Source organism: Comamonas sp. 26 (genome assembly GCF_002754475.1).
In the GTDB taxonomy this organism is placed as follows: Bacteria; Pseudomonadota; Gammaproteobacteria; order Burkholderiales; family Burkholderiaceae_C; genus Comamonas.
This window is the reverse complement of record NZ_PEFL01000001.1, coordinates 1,962,316-1,982,273: the sequence shown is the minus strand read 5'-3', so window position 1 is coordinate 1,982,273 and position 19,958 is coordinate 1,962,316. Positions and strand designations below refer to the sequence as shown.

General features: G+C 59.5%; 23 protein-coding genes. 22 read left to right on the top strand and 1 reads right to left on the bottom strand.

The window, feature by feature from the left end:
- Positions 1-230: 230 nt before the first annotated feature.
- The 22 genes from CLU84_RS09175 to CLU84_RS22550 all read left to right on the top strand — a co-directional run bounded on the left by CLU84_RS09175 (position 231) and on the right by CLU84_RS22550 (position 19,546).
- Positions 231-734 (top strand): hypothetical protein, encoded by a 504-nt coding sequence (locus CLU84_RS09175; protein WP_099736902.1) that lies wholly within the window; start codon positions 231-233, stop codon positions 732-734.
- A gap of 2 nt (positions 735-736) precedes the next feature.
- Positions 737-2,101 (top strand): hypothetical protein, encoded by a 1,365-nt coding sequence (locus CLU84_RS09170; protein ID WP_233209985.1) that lies wholly within the window; start codon positions 737-739, stop codon positions 2,099-2,101.
- Positions 2,102-2,104: 3 nt separating this feature from the next.
- On the top strand, positions 2,105-2,635 hold the full coding sequence (locus tag CLU84_RS09165) for an integrating conjugative element protein (protein WP_099736901.1): 531 nt from the start codon (positions 2,105-2,107) through the stop codon (positions 2,633-2,635).
- A gap of 1 nt (position 2,636) precedes the next feature.
- A complete protein-coding gene (locus tag CLU84_RS09160) occupies positions 2,637-3,176 on the top strand; it encodes a PFL_4695 family integrating conjugative element protein (RefSeq protein WP_099736900.1) in 540 nt (179 codons plus the stop codon).
- A complete protein-coding gene (locus tag CLU84_RS22180) occupies positions 3,173-3,343 on the top strand; it encodes a hypothetical protein (RefSeq protein ID WP_199173712.1) in 171 nt (56 codons plus the stop codon). Before CLU84_RS09160 ends, CLU84_RS22180 begins: the two co-directional genes overlap by 4 nt.
- Before the next feature lie 11 nt (positions 3,344-3,354).
- Positions 3,355-5,586 (top strand): type IV conjugative transfer system coupling protein TraD, encoded by a 2,232-nt coding sequence (gene traD, locus CLU84_RS09155; RefSeq protein ID WP_099736899.1) that lies wholly within the window; start codon positions 3,355-3,357, stop codon positions 5,584-5,586.
- Positions 5,583-6,359 (top strand): TIGR03747 family integrating conjugative element membrane protein, encoded by a 777-nt coding sequence (locus tag CLU84_RS09150; RefSeq protein ID WP_199173711.1) that lies wholly within the window; start codon positions 5,583-5,585, stop codon positions 6,357-6,359. Before traD ends, CLU84_RS09150 begins: the two co-directional genes overlap by 4 nt.
- A 23-nt stretch (positions 6,360-6,382) precedes the next feature.
- Positions 6,383-6,697 (top strand): RAQPRD family integrative conjugative element protein, encoded by a 315-nt coding sequence (locus tag CLU84_RS09145; RefSeq protein ID WP_019042353.1) that lies wholly within the window; start codon positions 6,383-6,385, stop codon positions 6,695-6,697.
- 18 nt (positions 6,698-6,715) lie between these two features.
- Positions 6,716-6,961 carry a DUF3262 family protein gene (locus CLU84_RS09140; protein WP_099736897.1) on the top strand — a complete coding sequence of 82 codons (246 nt, stop codon included), beginning with the start codon at positions 6,716-6,718 and terminating at the stop codon, positions 6,959-6,961.
- A gap of 24 nt (positions 6,962-6,985) precedes the next feature.
- Positions 6,986-7,369, top strand: a complete 384-nt coding sequence (locus CLU84_RS09135; protein WP_099736896.1) for a DUF2976 domain-containing protein — start codon at positions 6,986-6,988, stop codon at positions 7,367-7,369.
- Positions 7,370-7,400: 31 nt separating this feature from the next.
- On the top strand, positions 7,401-7,799 hold the full coding sequence (locus CLU84_RS09130; protein ID WP_099736895.1) for a TIGR03750 family conjugal transfer protein: 399 nt from the start codon (positions 7,401-7,403) through the stop codon (positions 7,797-7,799).
- Positions 7,799-8,539: a PFL_4703 family integrating conjugative element protein gene (locus CLU84_RS09125; RefSeq protein ID WP_003055196.1), complete on the top strand. Its 741-nt coding sequence runs from the start codon at positions 7,799-7,801 to the stop codon at positions 8,537-8,539. The genes CLU84_RS09130 and CLU84_RS09125 overlap by 1 nt, the downstream gene beginning before the upstream one ends.
- Before the next feature lie 5 nt (positions 8,540-8,544).
- On the top strand, positions 8,545-9,633 hold the full coding sequence (locus tag CLU84_RS09120; RefSeq protein WP_099736894.1) for a TIGR03749 family integrating conjugative element protein: 1,089 nt from the start codon (positions 8,545-8,547) through the stop codon (positions 9,631-9,633).
- Positions 9,634-9,640: 7 nt separating this feature from the next.
- On the top strand, positions 9,641-11,059 hold the full coding sequence (locus CLU84_RS09115; protein WP_099736893.1) for a TIGR03752 family integrating conjugative element protein: 1,419 nt from the start codon (positions 9,641-9,643) through the stop codon (positions 11,057-11,059).
- Entirely contained in the window at positions 11,046-11,531 is a 486-nt protein-coding gene (locus tag CLU84_RS09110) for a TIGR03751 family conjugal transfer lipoprotein (protein ID WP_099736892.1), read from the top strand. Before CLU84_RS09115 ends, CLU84_RS09110 begins: the two co-directional genes overlap by 14 nt.
- Positions 11,528-14,377, top strand: a complete 2,850-nt coding sequence (locus CLU84_RS09105; RefSeq protein WP_003055189.1) for a conjugative transfer ATPase — start codon at positions 11,528-11,530, stop codon at positions 14,375-14,377. The genes CLU84_RS09110 and CLU84_RS09105 overlap by 4 nt, the downstream gene beginning before the upstream one ends.
- Positions 14,374-14,820 carry a TIGR03757 family integrating conjugative element protein gene (locus CLU84_RS09100; protein ID WP_003055187.1) on the top strand — a complete coding sequence of 149 codons (447 nt, stop codon included), beginning with the start codon at positions 14,374-14,376 and terminating at the stop codon, positions 14,818-14,820. Before CLU84_RS09105 ends, CLU84_RS09100 begins: the two co-directional genes overlap by 4 nt.
- Before the next feature lie 62 nt (positions 14,821-14,882).
- The gene (locus tag CLU84_RS09095; RefSeq protein ID WP_003062520.1) at positions 14,883-16,112 is read left to right on the top strand and encodes a TraU family protein; all 1,230 of its coding nucleotides are present in this window, start codon (positions 14,883-14,885) and stop codon (positions 16,110-16,112) included.
- A gap of 20 nt (positions 16,113-16,132) precedes the next feature.
- Complete coding sequence (locus CLU84_RS09090) at positions 16,133-17,515, top strand: integrating conjugative element protein (RefSeq protein ID WP_003055183.1); 1,383 nt, start codon at positions 16,133-16,135, stop codon at positions 17,513-17,515.
- On the top strand, positions 17,512-17,925 hold the full coding sequence (locus tag CLU84_RS09085) for a hypothetical protein (protein ID WP_003055181.1): 414 nt from the start codon (positions 17,512-17,514) through the stop codon (positions 17,923-17,925). Before CLU84_RS09090 ends, CLU84_RS09085 begins: the two co-directional genes overlap by 4 nt.
- A gap of 5 nt (positions 17,926-17,930) precedes the next feature.
- Positions 17,931-19,061: a conjugal transfer protein TraG N-terminal domain-containing protein gene (locus CLU84_RS09080; protein WP_255409110.1), complete on the top strand. Its 1,131-nt coding sequence runs from the start codon at positions 17,931-17,933 to the stop codon at positions 19,059-19,061.
- Between the two features lie 56 nt (positions 19,062-19,117).
- Complete coding sequence (locus CLU84_RS22550) at positions 19,118-19,546, top strand: conjugal transfer protein TraG N-terminal domain-containing protein (RefSeq protein ID WP_255409109.1); 429 nt, start codon at positions 19,118-19,120, stop codon at positions 19,544-19,546.
- 7 nt (positions 19,547-19,553) lie between these two features.
- Here the strand turns inward: CLU84_RS22550 and CLU84_RS09075 are convergent, their stop codons facing one another.
- Positions 19,554-19,877 (bottom strand): hypothetical protein, encoded by a 324-nt coding sequence (locus tag CLU84_RS09075; RefSeq protein WP_003055177.1) that lies wholly within the window; start codon positions 19,875-19,877, stop codon positions 19,554-19,556.
- Between the last annotated feature and the right edge of the window lie 81 nt (positions 19,878-19,958).

Genomic DNA, 19,958 nt, shown 5'->3' with positions numbered 1-19,958 from the left:
ACGCTCGCCATCCTTTAACCCCTTAAACTACCAACCATTTATTTCCATTTGTGTCAAGCGTTAACCGTTAGGTATGTAACGCACGGTTTCCGCTGGTGACAAAGCGGCAGCTCTAAGAACATTCGGCTCGGCGACTGACGCATTGCGTCGACACCCCCGGGCCACTGATCTTCTTCGCACACCTCCTCTTGGTTGTGGTCCGGGTTCTTTTTACGGAGTTCCTACGGTCCATGACCCGCATGCCCAGATTCTTTGCCAGCATGGCTTTGCTGGCCATGGCCTCAGCCCAGGCCACCCCTCAGCTTGTTGATGGCAACAAGCGCCTGCAGTTGGGCCGCTACACCACTGCCGAAGCCCAGCCACAGCCTCATCTGAATGAGCCGCTGGCCCTGGTGGCCCAGCTCACATTCCCGCGCGAACAGGTGACGACCGTTGGCGAAGCCATCGAGTACACGTTGCTTCGCACTGGCTATGCCCTGGTGGATTCCCAATCACTGACTTCCGACGCGCGGCGCTTTCTAGGTCTGCCGCTGCCCGAGGCTCAGCGCACGCTGGGCCCGTTTTCTGTTCAAGACGTTCTGAACGTGCTCGTGGGTACGGCATGGCGCTGGCACACCGATCACATCACTCGCCGCGTTTGGTTCACCCTGGCCAACGCACCCAAGCCTCGCCGCCTGGAGCCCATCGTCAGCCCTAGCACTACGCCTCAGCCGAAGGCATCCGCCAAGGAGTGAGCATGTCGGAACAAAGCACTGTCGATGCAGACGTACAAGTGACTGAGCCAAGCGTGCCACCGCCGCCGCCTCCCGATGTGGCAGATTTTCCGCCTGCGGCTTCTGTGGCCCCCGAGGTCACTGGTGTCGACGATTCAGCCGTCGACCATTCTTGGTTGAGCGAGCTTGAGACTGCCGCTCCTCTCAGTGCTGCCACTGCAACTGCGGCGGCAGCTGCTGCGCCTGTAGATGCTGAAAAACGGCCAGGATTCCTCGCCCGCGCGTTCGGTCGCGCACCGGCCGCAGCAAAGCCACGCAAGGCCGAGGTGCCTGTGAGTGTTGAGTCCAGCGATATCCCCTCTCGACGCAAGCCAACGAACCCATGGGTGCTGCGCACAATCGGCATTGCGGGTGTCGTGGGACTATTGGCAGTGGGGTACCTTCAGTACGGGCCGAAACGTCTACCAGCACTGGATCTGCTTGGCTCATCGCTTCCCGAGGCCGGCCTGGTGACGCCGCAGCCTGCTTTCGATGCTTCCGAGTTTGATCCGCGCTTGGCTGACACCTCCCCTCTGCCCCTTGCGCCCTTGGCTGATGCGGCTGCGGCACCTATCGCCGGAGCACCATCTGGCGATGCGGACCCAATCCCCGTGGGCATGCAGCCAGAATTCGATCCAGAGGCGGTTATGCGGCAGTCTGCAGCTGATGCAGGCGTTGCCAGCCTGGGGGACGCGGGCGCTGTGCCGCAAGCCGTGGCCAACGTGGCCCTCCAGCGAAATGAGGTCGCTGCAGCAGCACCGGCTGGTAGTGCACCTATTACTGCCGCACCAGCGCCGACTATGGCGGTGGCCCCCACGGCAGTGGCGACTGCAACACCAGTCGGCGTCGACCCCCAGGTGCTTGATCGCATGAAGCGCATGGAAGACATGATGTTGCTGATGTCCCAGCAACTGGCCGCCATGCAGCAGGCCAACGCGCTTGCTGGCAAGACCTCGGCGGCACCGGCTCCCGCTCCTGCGGTAGCGCCTGCAGTGGCTCCGGCAGCCGCACAGGCCGCCCCCGTCGAGCAGCCGTCGCCGCGCCCAGCGCCCAAGCGCGTAATGGTGAAGGCGAAGCCGGCGACTCCCCGCCAAGCAGCAAAGGTCGTTGCCGCGAAGCCAGCTGCAGCTCCTGCAGGTGCCCAGCTTGTGTCCGTCGATATGTGGAACGGCGAGCCTTCGGTCGTGGTCGCGTCGGGCGTGCCCGGTGATCGCCGCGTGCGTGTCTTGCGCCCAGGTGATGTGGTCAATGGTCTGTCGCTCAAGTCGGCAGATCCTGTGTCTCGCACAGCCACATTCGTGGCTCCAGGCAGCCAAGGCCTGACCCTTTCAGTGAGCAATGGAGGCTGATTCATGAAAAAAACTGCCTTTATTGCCACCGTGGTCGCATTGCAGCTGAGCACGGGCGCCCTTGCGCAGCTGCGCACTGGCCGCACTGCAGAAGCTAGCTCGTTGCCCAGCACGACTCAACAGGGCCGCTCGCAACTGGACGAGACAGCGCGTGCTGTGCAACAGATGTGGGGTCTGACTGCCGATGAAATGCAGCGCGCCAAGGTGCTGTCCCTGGGACCTCGTGCCAATTTCTCAGTCAAGGAGCTCTCGCCCCTTGAGGTCCTGGGCATTCATGCTCGCAACGATGCAGAGCGCCGCCAGTATGCCGAGCGCATGGCGCGGATCTTCCACCAGGATGTGGAGCGAAGCATCTTGTGGGACCGTGAAATGCAGGCGGCTATGGCCCGCCTGTATCCCAATGAGCCGATGGTGAACTATGACGGCCTGCCGCGCGTGCAGTCGTCTGTTGGTGCAGCCGACATGCTGAACGTGCCGCGCACGCAGATCATCGAGCGCGCATCGCCAGATCCTGCCAACCGCGGAAAACGCTGATATGCGCTGCCGGTTCGCCATCCTCGCCCTTGGATTCGCTTGCAGCGCGCCGGCCCTGGCCGGCGTGGAGCTGGAGATGATCCACGACAGCGGCAAGTCTGTGCCGTTGGCGCCCTATGTGGCCCAGATCGTGGGCGGCACAGATGAGGCGAATGTGCTCGACGGGCTGCGTTTCCCGTTTCGCAGCCAATTGCGAGGCGGTGTGCTCAAGCAAGACGGTGTGCAGGTCTTCAATGGCCAATGGCTGACTCAGCCGATGTTCGTGATCGGCGCGGACGACGCGTCTTTGCGCTGGGTAGCCTTCAACCACAAGAAGCTGATACAGCTCAATGCTGTCGGCATTGTGGTGCAGGCAGCAACGCCTGCCGCATTCAAGCTGCTGCAGCAAGTGGCCAACCCCTTGCAATTGGCTCCTGATACAGGGGCATTCCTTGCAGAGACATTGATCGCAAAGGGGGCGCCAGTTTTTCCCGTCCTGGTGCACAGCAATGGCCGCGCCTACCAGATCCTGCCTCAGCGCACGTTTGGAGTGGCTCCATGAGCGAACTCGGCCTGGTGCATATCGGATTGGAAGGCGCGGCGAAAGCATGTGCCAATGCTCGGCTGTTGCGCGTTTGGCAGGTTCAGCTTGGAACGCCTTTTGCGGCTGCGCAGTCCCAAAATGTTCCAAGCCTTCACGGCATGTTCCAACTGGAGGGCATGCAGTGACTGACGGGACCATGGAAGGCGTGCTGAGGCCGCCAGTCGAAGCATTGAGCGCTGCCACAGCTTTTGGGATTGCTGGCGTGGCTGCAGCCGCACCATGGGCGCTGATGATGCCCCACTCGCTGGGCGCAGTCTCGGGCGCAATCGCTGCCGGCTTCGGATGCGTGCGAGCGCGCCAGGCCTTCCAGGTCTATAGCTATCAACGCGGGCTGAAGTTCACCAAGATGACGCGCTTGGCTCCCCACAAGCTTCCCGTCAACCTCAAGGAGCATCTTTACCTGGGCGAAGGCTTCGAGTGGACGCAGTTGCACACGCAGCGCTTGCTGGACGCTCGTGAGACAGATGTTCAGCGTTTCGTGAAGGCCTCGCCAACCGAGCTCAAGCTCGCAGCGACCGGCGAAAAGATGCGCAAGTGGGCCGAGGCCAAGACCGACAGCCTGCTGGCCAGGGTGCTGGAGCGTGCGCTCGATGTGGGCGGTACCGCCAATCCCTTTGCCTCGGGCGTGGACCTGGGCGGCAACCCCGTGCTTCATGGCGTCGGCGTGCAGGGCGAAAAGCCGGTGGTGTTGCGCCAAGGCTCGCGCTCTGGCCACTTGCTGGTGATGGGCACGACTCGCGTGGGCAAGACGCGCCTCTTGGAGCTTCTGTGCTCTCAGGACATTCATGCTGGTCATGTGGTGATCGTCATCGACCCCAAGGGCGACGCGGAGCTGATGCTTCGCATGCATGCTGAGGCACGACGCGCTGGTCGCCTGGATCAGTTCTATATGTTCCATCTGGGCTACCCGGAGATTTCTGCGCGCTACAACGGCATTGGCAATTTCGCGCGTATCACCGAAGTCGCTGGCCGTGCCACGAATGCCCTGCCCTCCTCGGGCAACTCGGCTGCCTTCAAGGAGTTCAGCTGGCGGTTCACCAACATCGTGGCTCAGGCCCAGGTGGCACTCGGTCGCATTCCGACCTACGAGACGCTGCTCAAGGACGTGACTGGCATTGACCCGCTGTTCATGGACTACGCGGGCATGACGTTTCGCAAGCTCGCGATTGACCATCCCCAGCGCTTCGGCAGCTATCAGGACCGCCTGGTGGAGCTGGAGCGCGCTATCGTGGCAAAGAAGGCTCCGGTTCCAAGAAGCCTGCAGGATCGTTCGCCCGATCAGGTGGCGATGTATCTGCTCATCAAGGAAGCACGACTGGACGACAAGGTACTGGTCGGCCTGGCGGCCGCATTCAGCTACGAGCGTTCGTTCTACGAAAAGATCATTGCCAGCCTGGGGCCATTCCTCGAAAAGCTCACCTCTGGCGCAGTTGGCAAGCTCATCAGCCCGGACTACTTCGACCCGAACGACAAGCGGCCGATCTTCGACTGGATGACTGTGTTCCGCCAGGGCGGCATCGTGTATGCCGGCCTGGATGCCTTGTCTGACTCCGTGGTTTCGTCTGCCGTGGGCAACTCCATGCTGTCCGATCTGGTCTCGACCGGCGGCAAGCTCTACAAGACAGGCCTCGACCCACACGGCGACGGCAAGCTGCAGCTGCCGACTGTGTGTTGCCATTTCGATGAGGTCAATGAGATTGCAGGTCCCGAGTTCGTGCCCATGGTCAACAAACTGGGCGGATCTGGCTTTCGCATCACTGCATACACCCAGTCGATGTTCGACATCGAGGCGAAGGTTGGTGACAAGGCCAAGGCTGGCCAGATCCTCGACAACTTCAACCACCTCTGCATGCTGCGGGTGCGCAGCAAGGCGACCGCGAGCCTGCTGACGGACCAGGTGCCACAGGTCAATGTAACGGTGCTCACGCCAGTATCGGGCGTGTCGGACACGGCTGCTCAGGGCAATGGCGTCGATTTCACCAGCCAGAACAACGACATAGCGAACAAGTCGAAGGCGCCGCTGATCGAGCCTTCTGACGTTCTTTCATTGCCACAGGGTCAAGCGTTTGCGCTGCTGGAAGGCAATCGCTGCCACAAGATTCGTATTCCTCTGGCTGATACCAAGGACGACCCGTTCATTCCTGCTTCGCTCAAGGCGGTTGCAGAGGACATGAAGCGCCGCTATCGCACGAGTGAGACCTGGGCCGCAGAAACCGACTGGCTCAGTACACAGCCCTTGGGCGCTGGTGCAGGTGGGCTGATCGACACGGATCTCGCCTCTGCCTTTGATGACGATATGCCTGGCTACGCCATGGCAGGTGCAACTTCGTCCGCCGTGGCCGGCAACGTGATGGGACCACACTCATGACGGCTCCGAACTCGCCCGCCAGAAAGCCAAGCACACACGGCCCTGTGGGGGTGGCCGTGTTGGTTGGCTTTGGACTATTCAGCGTGACAGTGTCTTCGTGGCTCATCGGTCTGGTGATTGAAGTCGGCGGTGGCTATTTCTTCTGGCGTGGCCAGGGCATCCGCCATGCACAGGAGATGGTGCAGCAGGATCTGCGCTATATCGCAGCCGCGCCACGCAGTCTGCTAGTGCCAGACACCGTGGACTTTTCGCTGCGCATCGTGAAGTGGGTACGTATGCCCTACGAGCGCCTTGGTGCGCTGCGCTGGTATCAGCGCAACTTGGCCGCCCAGCAGGCAGGTTCAGATGCGGCACTGCCTAGCTTTCTGGGTCAAAGCGTGCAGCCTCAACTCAAGGGGTTGGCCAAGGCTGGTGCGTCGTTCATCTACATGCTCAGCGAATGGGTGGTCATCAGCATGTTTGTCCTGCAGGACGTTCTGCTGCGCCTCTGCACTGCAGTTTTCGCGCTCCCAGCATTTGCCCTTGCCTGCCTGATGGGGGTGATCGACGGGTTGATGCGCAGGGACCGGCGCCGTTGGCAAGGCGGTCGCGAATCCTCGTTCGTCTACCACCACGCCAAGCGCTATGTGGGATGGGCGCTTACAGGCGGCTTTGGCTTGTACCTGTCCTGGCCGTTCGGCGGCTTCAACCCGGCCTACATGGTTCTGGTGTTCACCGTGCTTGTGGCATTCACCCTATCGACAACGGTAGGTGCGTTCAAGAAATACGCATGACATTGATTTTGAAGGAGATATTGATGAAACGCTCACGACATTCGTTCTTTGCCCTCTTGGTGATTGGAGTGCTATCCACCACTGCGATGGCCTGGGCAGATGTTGCCGACGACGAGCTGGAGCGCGAGCGCTTGGCGCGCATCGCTGGCGAGATCGAGCAGGTGCAGTTGATGGTTGCTGACGCGGAAAAAGCCGCGCCGACCGGCCAGCGCGTGAAGTTTCGCTACGACTGGCTGCAGCGCGACCTGGAGCTGCTGCGCCTCGGCGTAACGAACCACGTGGATGCACCTCGCCAGCCTCGCCCAGTCGCCCCATTGCGTGGTGACTATCGGCAATAACCAAAAGAAAAACAATCCATGCGTTCAGAAATGGCGACGGCATTTATGCAAGGGGCCGGCTTCAATCCTCAAAGCTTGAAGTACCTGCTTTTTGTCATGGTTTTTGTGATGGTGTTTTCTATTGGCGCATGGCTCGGCACGCTGGTATTGAAGGCTTTTGGAGACGGAGAGCTGGATGCATCTGAAGCCATGAAAGCATGTATTGGGGTCGCCATTACTGTTTTGTTAGTGGTTGGCGTGTTGGGATCAATCATTCTGAAATAAATCAACTAATCGACTGGAGAAATCATGAAGAAACACTTGAGAAAAATTAACTCTGGCATCGCATCTATTGCATTGGCTCCGGTTGCTCTGATTGCAGCCAGCCCTGCATTTAGCGCTCTGCCAACGATTCAACCTCCCGCAGGTGGAAGTATCGGCGGCGGCACCACCCAAGAAGGCGATATTCTTGGGCTAATTGGCGCATATCTGAAACTCGGGTTTACTATCCTGGGGCTAATTCTGGCAGTTGCCGCATTTTTATACGTAGTGATTGCCTCTATGCAACGCTACCGCGATTACACCAAAGGCACTATCCAGCTAGGCGATCTAAAAGAGCACGTAATTGTTAGCGTCATTATTCTCACCCTCGTAATTGCGATGGTTAATTACTCTGTTCAGACCCTAGCCTGAGATGCTAACGAGAGACACTCGTCCCCAAGCAATGGCAGCGGCTTCGGCTCCGTTGACCGATCGCGTGAACTCTGAACCACCTATTATCAATGGCATGGCAGCAAGTGAAGCCGGATACATTGGGGCGGTGTCTTTCGCTGCAAGCCTGTTTATTGGATGCGTGGTTGCATATATCTCTGGATTTTGGGTGGCTGCTCCATTGATTTGCATTATCGTGCCTTTCACAGTGCTGTGGTATTCATCACTGTACCTGCAAGAAGTAAAGAGAAACCGCCCTGAAGGCTACTACCTTCATTGGATGCATTTTTTTCTCGTGTCGCACAACTTGTCCAAGCCAAAATTTCTGGTCCATGATGGCCGGATGCAATTGGGTTGCAGCTATCGCTTGAATTCGATCAGGGCTGAAGGCAAATCATCGGAAACCAAATAATGAGCAGTGGTGATTATCTGGACGCACTTGCGTCCGAGCGCAGCCATAGCGCAAAGCTTACAAAAATCATATTTGGCATAGTAGGGCTGGCAGTGGCTGGCATGTGGTTCGCTTCGCGCGTTCCAAAGAATATCGACTTGCACGTCGCGCCAGATATTAAGGCGGGTGACACGATACGGGTTATTGATGGGCAGTCTCCAGTGCCGTCTACAAATGCCTACGGTTTTGCGTACTACATCTGGCAGCAGATTAATCGCTGGCAAAGCGATGGCTCTCAAGACTATGGCAAGCAGATTTATGCGATGCAGTTCTATTTGACGCCTCGTTGCCAGGCGCAACTGCAAACCGATATGCAGCAGCGTCACGCTAAAGGCGAGTTGCGCCGCCGTACTCGCCAGATCAGCGAGATCCCCGGATTCCCGTACAGCGAAAACCGCGTGATCCGTGAAGGCTCGGATGCCTGGACGGTGCTGCTGGACATGCAGGTTCAGGAGACCTTCGCAGGGCAGCCGGTCAAGGACGTATTCATTCGGTACCCGCTGCGCGTGGTGCGCTTCGATGTGGACCGTGAGCGCAACCCATGGCGTCTGGGCTTGGATTGCTTCGGCAGTAGCCAGCCCGCGCGCCTCAATCCTGCGGAGCTCAAGCCTGGCGCGCCGGTTCAAGCGGACCTGAAAGCACCGCGCCTGCCCGGAACTATTGCCCCTTCGAGCCTGCCTCGTGACACCTCTGTCGATTGATCCACATGATCCAACGTCGTTCTCTTTCGATCTGCCTCCTGGTCGCCCTGCAGCTTCTGCATGGCAGCGTCGCTGCTCAGCAGGTCGAATCGCTTGCGGGCAGTACCGAGACTCCCGAGTTCAATGAGCCTATTGACCTGGGCCAAACGGGTGCAGCAGCTGTAACTCTAGTTGCTGGAGCCAATGCAGGACGCGCACCGGCTGGCGGGCGCATGGTGGCTGGCGTTAGCGTGCCCGCACCGCTGGCGAATACAGCCGTAGGTTCCGCCAGGCGCGCAGCTGCCGAAGCTTCTCTACGCCGTGTTGGCCCAGCGCCTTTGACCTCTGGCCCCGCTGAGCGCGCGGTGTTTGCGCGTGAGCCCGTCCGGGTGAACCTGACGGTTGGCCAGGAGCGCCTTGTCACCCTACCTGCCGATGCGTTGCTGCGCATGCCCAGTGACATGGATAGCGTGGCGCGTATCGAGACGATCGCCGGCACGATCTATGTCACTGCGCTTGTGCCATTTACGGCGATCCGAATCATTGCCGAGCTGGTGGATAGCGGCCAGCAGATTCCGATGGATCTGATTGCGGTAGCCGCTCCAGACGCTAAAGACTCCAAGGGCAAGGTCGTGTCCACGCAGTCCGCTAAAGGCGAGCTGCAGGTTTCTGTGATCGAGCCTGCGACCGTGCCGAACCCCATTGGTGGAGCTGCATTGTCTGGCGGCCAGTCTCAACAGCAAGAGAGCGTTGCTGCGGACATGGTGCAGCTCACTCGACATGCTGCCCGCCAGCTCTACGCACCTCGACGCTTGGCTGGTGGTACGCCAGGTGTGAGCCAGGTTGGCGTAGGAACCGAGCCCGTGCCGACACTGTTCCGTGGCGCTGCCGTGGACGCTGCGCCCGTAGGCCAGTGGAAGTCGGGAAACCTGTATGTGACTGCGGTGCGCGTCACCAACCGCTCGCGCTTTGCGCTGGAGCTGCCCTTGGAGAGCTTGCGCGGGCGCTGGCTCTCGGCCACGGCCCAGCATGGCCGGATCGGTGCTGCTGGCACTGACACCGACACCACGGCGGTCTACCTGGTGTGCGATCGCACTTTCGAGTCTTGTCTGTGAGGCACCCATGGCAATGAAGAGCAACAAACTCACCCCTGTTCTTGTCATCGTGGCCTTCGTCATCGTCGGCTCGGTCTTCGTCATGCGCCAGAACAATGCACCGACCGCTGCGCCCATGGCAGCCGCCCCCCTGCCAAAAACAGCAGGCGCAGATGAGGACACACCCAGCGAGACGCTGGCCACGGTGGTCGCGGCCAACAAGGACCTGCGAGCAGATATTCAGGAAGTGCTCCGTGCTAACCAGGACTTCAGCAAGCGCCTGGAACGCTTGGAGAAAGGTGCACCTGCAGGCACCTCTTCTGCTAGTACTGTCGGTGGTACCAGCAATGACACAGATCCAGCCCCAATCGATGTCTTTAAGCCCATTGGCGACGCCATCGACTCTGTTACGGGGCTTGGCTCGAATGGCGCCGGCGGAGGTCATCGTCCCGTTGGTGGCTCCCAGGATCTAGGCTTGTCCGGTGGCAGCACTGCCTACAAGGTGGTTCCGCCCATGGGCTACACCACCGAGACAACTCAGCATCAAGGGAAGACGGTTACGCGCTACGTGCGGGTAGCCCCGGACGGCACGCAATCGATGCCCAGTGCGGTCAGTGCGGCCCAGGCCGCACAAGCTGCTCAGGCCTCTCAGGCGGCTACGAAGCCGCAACCCGTGGCTTATTTCACGCTGCCGGAGAACTCCACGCTGGCGGGCGTCACCGCGATGACCAGTTTGATCGGCCGTGTGCCTGTCAATGGCCGAGTGACGGACCCCATGCAATTCAAAGCCATGGTAGGGCGAGACAACTTGGCAGCCAACGGCTGGGAGTTGCCCGAAGACCTCGCCGGGATGATCGTTACCGGCGTGGCCGTAGGCGATATGGCGCTTTCGTGCACCGAGGGAAAGATCCGCAGCATGACTTTCGTGTTCAACGATGGTGCGATCCATACGGTTTCGGCGCGTCGTGCGCCGCAGACCCAGGCAGGTGCCGGCGTCACAGCCATGGCTACCAATGGTTCCACAGACCTTGGATTCATCAGTGATCTGTACGGCAACCCCTGTATTCAAGGCAAGTTCGTGACCAATGCGCCGGCTTACCTGACTGACATCATTGGTGCCAAGGGCTTGGGCGTGGCCGCCGAGGCCTTGGCGCAGGCCCAGACCACCACCATGGCGAGCAGCAATGGCACCACCTCCTCGATCACCGGAAATGCCGGCAGTTTTGCACTGGGCCGCATGGGTTCTGGAGCCACCGATGAGCTGGTGCGCTGGCTGACTGAGCGCCTCAAGAGCTCGTTTGACGCGGTGGTCACGCCCGCTGGCCAGCAGCTGGTCGTGCATCTGGACCGCCAGATCGAAATCGACAAGCCCGCCAACCCAAGAAAGATCGTGCACCGCACGCAGTCCCCCAATGTCCTGTCTGGAGCCCGCTATGGCCTCGAATAATTCCCTTCTTCTTGCCATCGTGCTTCCCGCGCTACTGGCTGGTTGCACGGCTATTGGGTCGCGCGAGTCTCCGCTGAAGGAAGCTACGGCTGGCAGTCCGACCCTGGTGGATGTGTATCGGGGCAAGTTTCAGCCCCCGCAGTCAGCGGCTTCCTCTCGTGAGACCGCGCGGGACCGCCTGGAGCGTGCGTCGAGTGCGCGCCCGATCGCGCGCGGCGACGAAATGACGCAGCGCTACTGGTCAGCCCTGGAGCCTATGCAACAGCGCTTTGCACGCGTACCCAACCCGGATCTAGTCATGGTGGTCTATCCCCACCTGGCCAAGGGCCGTTACCCCGTGCCTGGCTATGTCACGGTTTTCCCAATGTATGAGTCAACGGAGTACGCCATGCCCGGTGAGGTGGCCGAAGAGCTGCAACAAGGCCGCGCCGCATTCTCACGCGGCCGCACTGCGCGGGAGGCTGGCCAATGAGCGGATTGCTGGAAATGCTGGGCCTGTCTGGGGGCACCAAAGGCAGGCACAAGCGCCGGCTCATGACAGCCGCCGACCGCAAGCAGATGGCCGCCCGTCCGCCCTCCTTCACTGAGCTGCTGCCTTGGGTCAAGTTTTCACCCAAAGACCGCAACTTTGTGATGCGCGACGGCAAGACCTTGGGCGCGCTGTTCGAGCTGGGGGCTGTCGCTACGGAGGCGCAGCCGCTGGAGTACCTGCAAGAGCACTGCCGCAAGATTCAAGAGGCTATCCAGGCGATTCCCGAGGTCGACTCTTCTCCTTGGGTGGTCCAGTTCTTCCTGAGCGATGACCGAAACATCGACGGGCTGAACCAATACCTTCACGACTACATCCTGTCCCAGCACAAGGACGCCAATCGCGCGCAGGCCATCATCGACTCGGAATACACGCAGTCCGTGCTGAAAGAGTTCCGCAGTCACCTGTCGCAGGTTTCCCGAGAGCAAGGGCTGTTCACCGACACCTTGGTGACGGGCCAGACCTGGCGCGGCCAGCAGCGCCGTGTTCGCTGCTGCATCTATCGCCAGTTTGATGACTTGGTCAATGAGCGCCGCCTGGCCGAGCAGCAGATGGAGGCGGTGGCCACAACCTTGCTTGCCACGCTGAACGAAGCCGGCGTGACGGCGCGGCGTGCCAACGGCAAGGACTTCTACGAGTGGATGCTTCCATTCTTCAACCGTAGCGTGCCCTGGGCCAGCACGGGCGCCGAGCTGTTCCGCGGCGCGCCCTATCCGGGTGATGAGGCTCCAGAGGGTATTTATGACTGGGATTTTTCCGAGTCGCTGAACCTTTCGGAGCCCTCGTGCAACCAGGAACAAGGCTGCTTCGAGTTCGATGGCCAGCCGGTGAAGTTCCTCACGCTGCAAAACCTTCGTGCTCACCCTAGCATCGGGCACTTCTCCGCAGAAAGCCGGATCGGGAACGAAGCCTATGCGCGGTTTGACCGACTGCCGCCTGGATCGATGCTGTCTGTGACGGTGACGATTGCAGCGCAGTACCAGGTCGAGCGCCACGTCGAGGACATCAAAAGGGCTTCCCGTGCTCAAAACGCCGTGGCGCAGGAGACCCATAGAGAGTCGGAGCAAGTGCTCCAGCACATGGCCACCGGGGACAAGCTGTATCCGATGTTCATGGGGCTGTACCTGAGCGGTAAGACCCATGCGGATCTGGATGCGGCTGTTTCCGAGGTCAATGCCCAGCTGACGCCGACCGGGATGCGCTTCATCGAATCCCGAGAGGACTTGGTGCCGCATGACGCCTTCCTGCGTGCACTGCCATTTGCATTCGATCCCTCGTTCGACCTTCGCAGCATGCGACGGTCGCGCCTGACTTTTGCGAGCCTGATCGCCGCCATTTTGCCGGTCTATGGGCGCTCACGCGGCACGGCCAACCCAGGCTTTTGGTTCTGGAATCGCGGCGGCGAGCCGTTGTGGATCGACCCACTCAACAAGATTGACCGTAAGAAGAACGCCCATATGGTGGTGTTCGGCCCCACAGGTGCGGGCAAGTCGGCGACGTTGAATTACCTGTCCATGCTGGTGATGGCCATCCACCGTCCACGCCTGGTGATTGCTGATGCAGGCAAGTCCTTCGATCTGATGGTCAAGGACATGGCCACTAAAGGCTTGAGCGTGCATCGCGTCAACTTGAGCGGCGATACAGACGTATCACTGCCTCCATTCGTGTACGGCAGCCAGCTGCTGCAGGACAAGGAGATCATGGAGTCCTTCAAGGCAGCGGAGGAATACTTCGGCGCTGGAGCGGGTATCCCCTCCGAAGAGGATGCTGAGCTCGTCGGTGCCGAGCGACTGATGGAGTCGGTCAATGAAGTGATGGAGCCTGCTGACGCCGACGACGACTCGGACGAAGAAAAGCGCGACTACCTGGGCGAGATGCTCATCTCGGCCATCATGATGATTACGGGCGGTGAAGACGCCGAGCTCAAACGCATGACGCGGGCCGACCGCTATCTGGTCACCAGAGCCATTATTCGAGCCGCAGTGCGCGTGTCCAAGGAAGGCAAGCCCCATCCTCTGACACAAGACGTTGCCCTGGAGCTGACGGCCATGGTCAAGGACGCATCTCTGTCGGAGCACCGCCGCTCGCGTGCCGAAGAGATGGGCCATTCGATGATGAGCTTCACCACAGGCCTGCGCGGCAAGCTCTTCAACCGCTTGGGCCAGGACTGGCCCGATGCCGATGTGACCCTCGTGGAAATGGGCACACTGACCAAAGACGGCTATGAGGATGCGCTTGCTGTGGCCTACACCAGCCTGCTGGACTCGGTGCAGTCGCGCGCAGAGGCCGCTCAGCATGAGGATCGCCCCCTCATCATGCTGACTGATGAAGGGCACTTGATTACCACCAACGAGCTGCTTGGCCCGAAGGTGGCCAAGGGCACCAAGATGTGGCGAAAGCTCAATGCCTGGTTCTGGTTGGCCACGCAAAACTTGAAGGACTTCCCAGGCAGTATGTCCCGCGTGCTGTCCATGTGCGAGTTCTGGATGCTGCTGACCATGGACAAGAACGAGATCGAGGAGATCGCGCGCTTTCGTTCGCTCACACCAGAGCAACGCCACATGATGGAGTCTGCCGTGAAGGAGCCGGCTAAGTACACCGAAGGTGTGCTCATCAGCGCGAACAATCAGTGGCTGTTCCGAAACGTGCCACCGGCATTGCCCATTGCCCTCGCAATGACCGAAGGCCACGAGAAAGCCGAGCGCCACCGCCTCATGAAAGAGCAAGGATGCACCGAGGTTGAAGCGGCCTACCGCGTGGCGGCACGCCTGCAGGAGGCACGCGCATGATGCGGTCATCCCTCACTGCCCTGGTGCTGGGCCTTTGCTCTCATGGCGTCCTGGCCCAAGGCTCCATCGGCCCTTCGGTGACGACGGTGGAAGTTTTCGCCAATTCGGCCACGGTGGTGCGGCCGCCATTTCGCCAGCCTGGCTACGTGCTCAAGGTCTATCGCGTGGACGCCATGGCTCAGCTTGAGCAGCAGCTCAATGCAGGGCTGCCCAAGAACGAGGCCGACGCCATGGCCTACATGCGTCAGCACGAGGGCGAGATCCGCCGCCGCTACAAGGACCAGATCACCAATGCGGCCTCCGGCATGACGCTGGCCGTCCAGTACCGATTGGACCGGCTCCCGGCCATCGTCATCAATCGCGCCAAGGTCATTTATGGAGTTGCGGATGTGGACCGCGCCATCGAACTATTCGCCGCGGCTCAGCAGAGGCCTTCCCGATGAAAAAACGAGCTTCCCTAAATCTCAGGCTGCGCCGTCTCGTCGCGGCCGTCAGTACGGCCTCGATGTGCGCCGTGCTCACACCGGCCACCACCATGGCAGGAACCACCACCCCGGCCATCATCGCGAATACGGCCAAGGCAGCCTTGTCTTGTGTGTCGTACTCCGTCGAGGGCGTGTGCTTTTTCTTGAGCTGCGGCTGGACCGGATGCTGGATTCGGACCTCGATCAAGATCTCCCACTATGTGCCAGACGTGGTGGTCAGCACCTACAACGAACCGCTGCGCCACCCTTGGACCGACATCGGCACGGTCGTGGCCACCACGTTGACAACGGCTGGATCTGCACTGACAGGACGGCTGCTGGACTCGTCCGCCGGCGGCCTGGACAGCAACTCGGCCATGGCGAACTTCAAAGGGGCGGATGCCATAGGCAATCCTGCCGGCATGTTTGCCAGCATGCTCGCGTCTGGCGGCATGTTCACAATGCCGAAGTCCATCGCATTTCCCACGGTTAGCGAGTTGGCCAAGTTCCCCTCGAAGGAGCTACCCAATATTGGGCGCCAGTGGACCCAAGTGCCTGCCAGCATTGCAGAAACTGTGGCATCTGATGCCAAGGGTCTGTTGAGCTCGGAATCATTGCTGGCCAGCCTTGGAACGATCCTCAAGACCATTGAGGGCGTGAAGCAGGTGATGGAGATTGCCGAGACAGTGCAGCAGATTCAGGCAGGCATCGCCGGTCTGCAGCAGCTCTCAGAAATACTCTCGGGCAGCACCGGAGGTGCCCTCTTCTGTCCTGGCGGAGCCAGCTATTTCAACCTGCACTTCCAAAGCGAGCTCGATGCGCCTTTCTGGCGCGGCATCGTGCCCGTGGAAATGATCTACCCGCAGGCCTGGGTGCCCGGATTAGGCGAGATCGGGTCTGGCTACACGCAGACCTGGGGCAACGTTTACCCACGCACCGGAGAAATCATCCAGTCGCACCCCGTGAAGGCCTCAGCCGTGCTGGCTGAGAGGGTCGCCTCGATCATCTACAAGGAGGCTCAGCCGCACATCTATTCGCGTGTCCAGCCCTCCGGTGGCTATCGCTACTTCAACTATGGGGAGAAACGCAAATGGCAGATGTTGTATCCGCAGGCTTGGTCCGGGTGCCAGCAGTTCGGCCAAAACGACTCGCTCTCACTGACCTCCTTTGGGGACGGTGCAACCAGTTCCGATGACGGCTACGCCTGGAATCTTTGGCAAAAGTACACCTGTTGCCGGCGCCGTGGTGTCTATCTCTATTCCGTGCCTTGACCTCCCACTCCAGTATCACTATGACAATCACACATTCCCCTTCTCTGCGCCTCAAGCGGATCTGCGTGGCCGTGAGCCTGGCCTGCGTGCTGGCTCCCTCGGTCGTGGCACCGGCTGCCGCACAGACGATTACGTCTTCAGGTCTTTATTACCGGATGGGAGGCGGCTCTCCAATCAGCGCTGCGCCCCATCGCAGTGCCTTGTCGATGCAGCTGGGCGCTGGCGTCCGCGCAAACTATTCCTGCGGAAAATTTGACATTGGCCTCTCCTGGTCGGATCTCATGAACAGCATTCAGAACCTGGGTGCAACCATCACTGGAGCCGTCCAGGCGGGCATCTCGGCCTTGCCGCTGTACTTCCTCCAGCGCGCACAGCCTGGCCTTTACCAACTCTTTCAGAACTTCAGCCAAAAGGCGGATCTATTGGTGTCCGCGTCGCTCAAGACCTGCGAAGAGATGGAGTCGATGATTAAGAATGGTCAAGACCCGTATGAGGAGTACATTGCTTTGGCAAAGGGCGATGCCTGGAAGGTAAAGGCCAACGCGGGCGGCAGCGTGGTGAATGCCAAGCTCGATATCAACAAGAACGAGTCTGGCCAGCGTGCGGGGCTGCCATGGGTGTTCGGTACCCGCGCTGGGGGTGCTGGCACGCCACCGATTCAGCCGATCCGTGACCTGGCGGTGGCTGGCTACAACGTCACGATCAACAAGGCTGCCAATTCGCTGGCAACGGCGAACTACGGTAGCTCCTCTCTGGCATCGACACGACTGGTCCAGGCTTTCAAGACACCTGAAGACTTAGCCCGTTGGAGTTCTGAGGTCCTTGGTGATCAGAAAATCTATATGTGCACCCAAGGCTCCGATTGCCCGAGCCCCACCATCACCTCGACGGCGACTGGCCTTGCACCGAAGTTTGAGCGCGAGCTGGACGAGGTACTGCCCACGATGCGCAATATGGGCTTCAGCACTTCAAGCAGCCATGCCGACCTGGCCAAGGTCAGCGCTCCCGGCATGGCCGTGAGCCCACAGCTGATGGACGCCGTGCGCAAGCTGCCGACCGATGTGCGGTCCGTGGCCATTAACCGCCTGGCCCAGGAGGTTGCGGTCTACAAGACCATCGACAAGGCACTGATCGCGCGTAACGCGCTGATCTCCGGTATGAGCCTGCCCGAGGCCACGGGCGCTGCTCCCGTTAGATCCGAGGTGCAGACGAAGATTGACCGCCTGACTCAGTACATCAACGACATGATGTTTGAGTTCCGCATTCGGAAAGAAATGACCGGCGAGACAGCTTTGTCGATTATGGGCAACCAGCAGCAAGCCGGGGCCGCGTCGATGGATGTGCAAGGCGGCACGCGTGCAGATCCTGCGCCGTTGGTCGACGGACGTGTGAGCACAAGATGACCGACACCGAAAAAGTCGTGGAAGCGTCTGAGTCGGTTCCAAAGCGTAAGGGGCGGCTTCGTCGTTGGCTGCCCTGGCTCATCTACGGTGCCTTGATCGTTTTGATTGGCGGCACCTTATTGACCTGGCTGCTCAAGCTGGAGCCCTCACAGGTCGTCTCTGTCTCAGCGTGGTTTCGCAAGGGCGCGCAACTCGGGACGCTTACTCAGACCGCCCTGTGCTGCTGGGTGATTGTCAGTTGGCGTCCGATCGTGGCCTGGGGATTCAGACGCGGCTACGTGGCCAAGCATGAGCTGCGGGCGGTGCTGGCGATGCGCTGGCGCGTTGCCGGCATGCTGACGATGTACCTGGCACTCGTGCCAATAGGCGCGGGCAATATTGCCCGATTCATCATGGGCCTTATCTCCTGATCGATATGCAGCTCGATAGCTATCTTGAACTTTTTACGACGCTCTACGGCTGGGCATTCGCCAACCTTCTCGGCGAAATTTTGACCGGAACCGGCCTGGCCGCCCTGCCCTTCGCGCTCATCGCGTTTAGCGCGTGGCATAGCGCTAAAGAAGAAGGCGCAGGGTTTAACGGCGTGCTGGCTCTCATCGAGTCCATACAGACCAAGCTGATTACAGCATTGCTGGTTATGGCCCTGTGCTTCGCCACCACGCCTCTCACCTCGCTGCACAACATCAATCTCAGCTACAAGCCAGAGCGAGCTGCAGATGGTTCTGAGCCTCAGGTCGTGTCGACACAGGGTGGGACGAACTCGGGCTACGACCGAGCGATGGCCGACGCGGTGAATGGGTCTTTTGCCCGATCTGGAAACCTGTCCTATGTCCCCTTGTGGTGGTACAGCGTCATGGGGCTGTCCTCTGGCATCAATGGCGCTTTTCGGGCGGGCATGACCAGCTCTGAACGCGATCTGCGCGTCGTAGCAGATCTGGCCAGGATGGCCACGATTGAAGATCCGGCTCTGTTGCACGATGTGCAGCGCTTCTACAGCGAGTGCTTTGTGCCTGCGCGCAGCCAGTATTTCTCGATGGACAAGAATCAGATCTCAGCAAACGGCCGAGGCATTCTCGCAGAGGGGAGCATCTATGGCCCCACGGATGTGGACTGGGTGGGCAGCCAGTTTTTCCGAACAGAGCCCGGTTTCTATGACGTGATGCGCTCATATAACCCGGTGCCTGGCTGGAGCATCGACTTCAATCGCGACAGCGAATACATGCAAGGTGGCGGTTCGGATCAGGGCTTTATGAACCCGGACTGGGGGCGCCCAACTTGCAAGCAATGGTGGGAAGCTGACGCTGCTACAGGAGGAGTGCGAGAGCGCCTCACCAGCAACACCTCGACATGGCGGAGTCTCTTGCAAGTCGCCCAAAACACTATCACGTTTAGTTCGACAGATGAGGCCAAGGATGCCATGGCAAAGCTAGCCTTTGAGAAGGCCAACCCGACATTTGTTAGTCCTGACAAGATGCTGGGCGACGACTATGGCAAGGGCACGAACGCGTGGCGTACTGTCACAGGGGGATTAGTACCATCGGAGTAGGTAAACAGGCATTTGAATCCTCACTCGGCATGGTCCCATTGTTGAATATGCTTCCCATGCTCCAAGCACTTGTACTGATGGCGTTGTATATGTTCCTGCCATTGATCGTAGTGATTAGTTGCTACGATTTGAAAGTGATGGTGGTTGGTGGATTAGCAATATTCACAGTTAAGTTTTGGGCCGTCATGTGGTATGTGGCCCGATGGGTTGACGCCCATTTAATCGATGCGATGTACCCAGGTTTGACCGGATCTGCATTGATGCAAGAGATTACGCAAAGCGTGAGCTCCGGTCAGCCGCAACTATACAAGCGCATGATTCTTAACACTTTATTGGCAATGATGTTCATTGCACTTCCACTCATCTGGAGTTCCATGATGGCGTGGGCGGGCTATCGACTTGGGCTTGAAAACTCCAGCATTAACAAAGCAGACAACCTCTCTAACAAAGCTGGTAAGGGGTCTAGCGTTCGATTAAAACGTTGACAGCTAGTTAAAGGTCTTCTTCTTGTTCGCACCAATACTGAAGTTCACCCATACCAATTTCTCCATTTTGGAATGCAGTATGGGCATCGTAAGCGCAGGAGATCGAGGTGCTTTCCTCATCATCCGTCATGGGCGAAGTGAAGAAGGCCCAAGCAGCATTCCAGAGCGAGCCAAGCACTAGGCCTCCAACGATGAGGAGGACTCGCCAAAACAGGCCGATGAGTGCGATAAAGAACTTGAGCATAAGAAGCCCCAACGATGTGAAATGGATCTTCATGTTTCCCTGGGCGATCGTGCATTCCACACGATCCAAATTGAGTGACTTCCACATCCCTCGAAGGCTGGGCGTGAAGCTTCTATGTATCGAACCGACTGAGGTTCAGATTGTCAACGTTGCGCGATCAAATCAGAA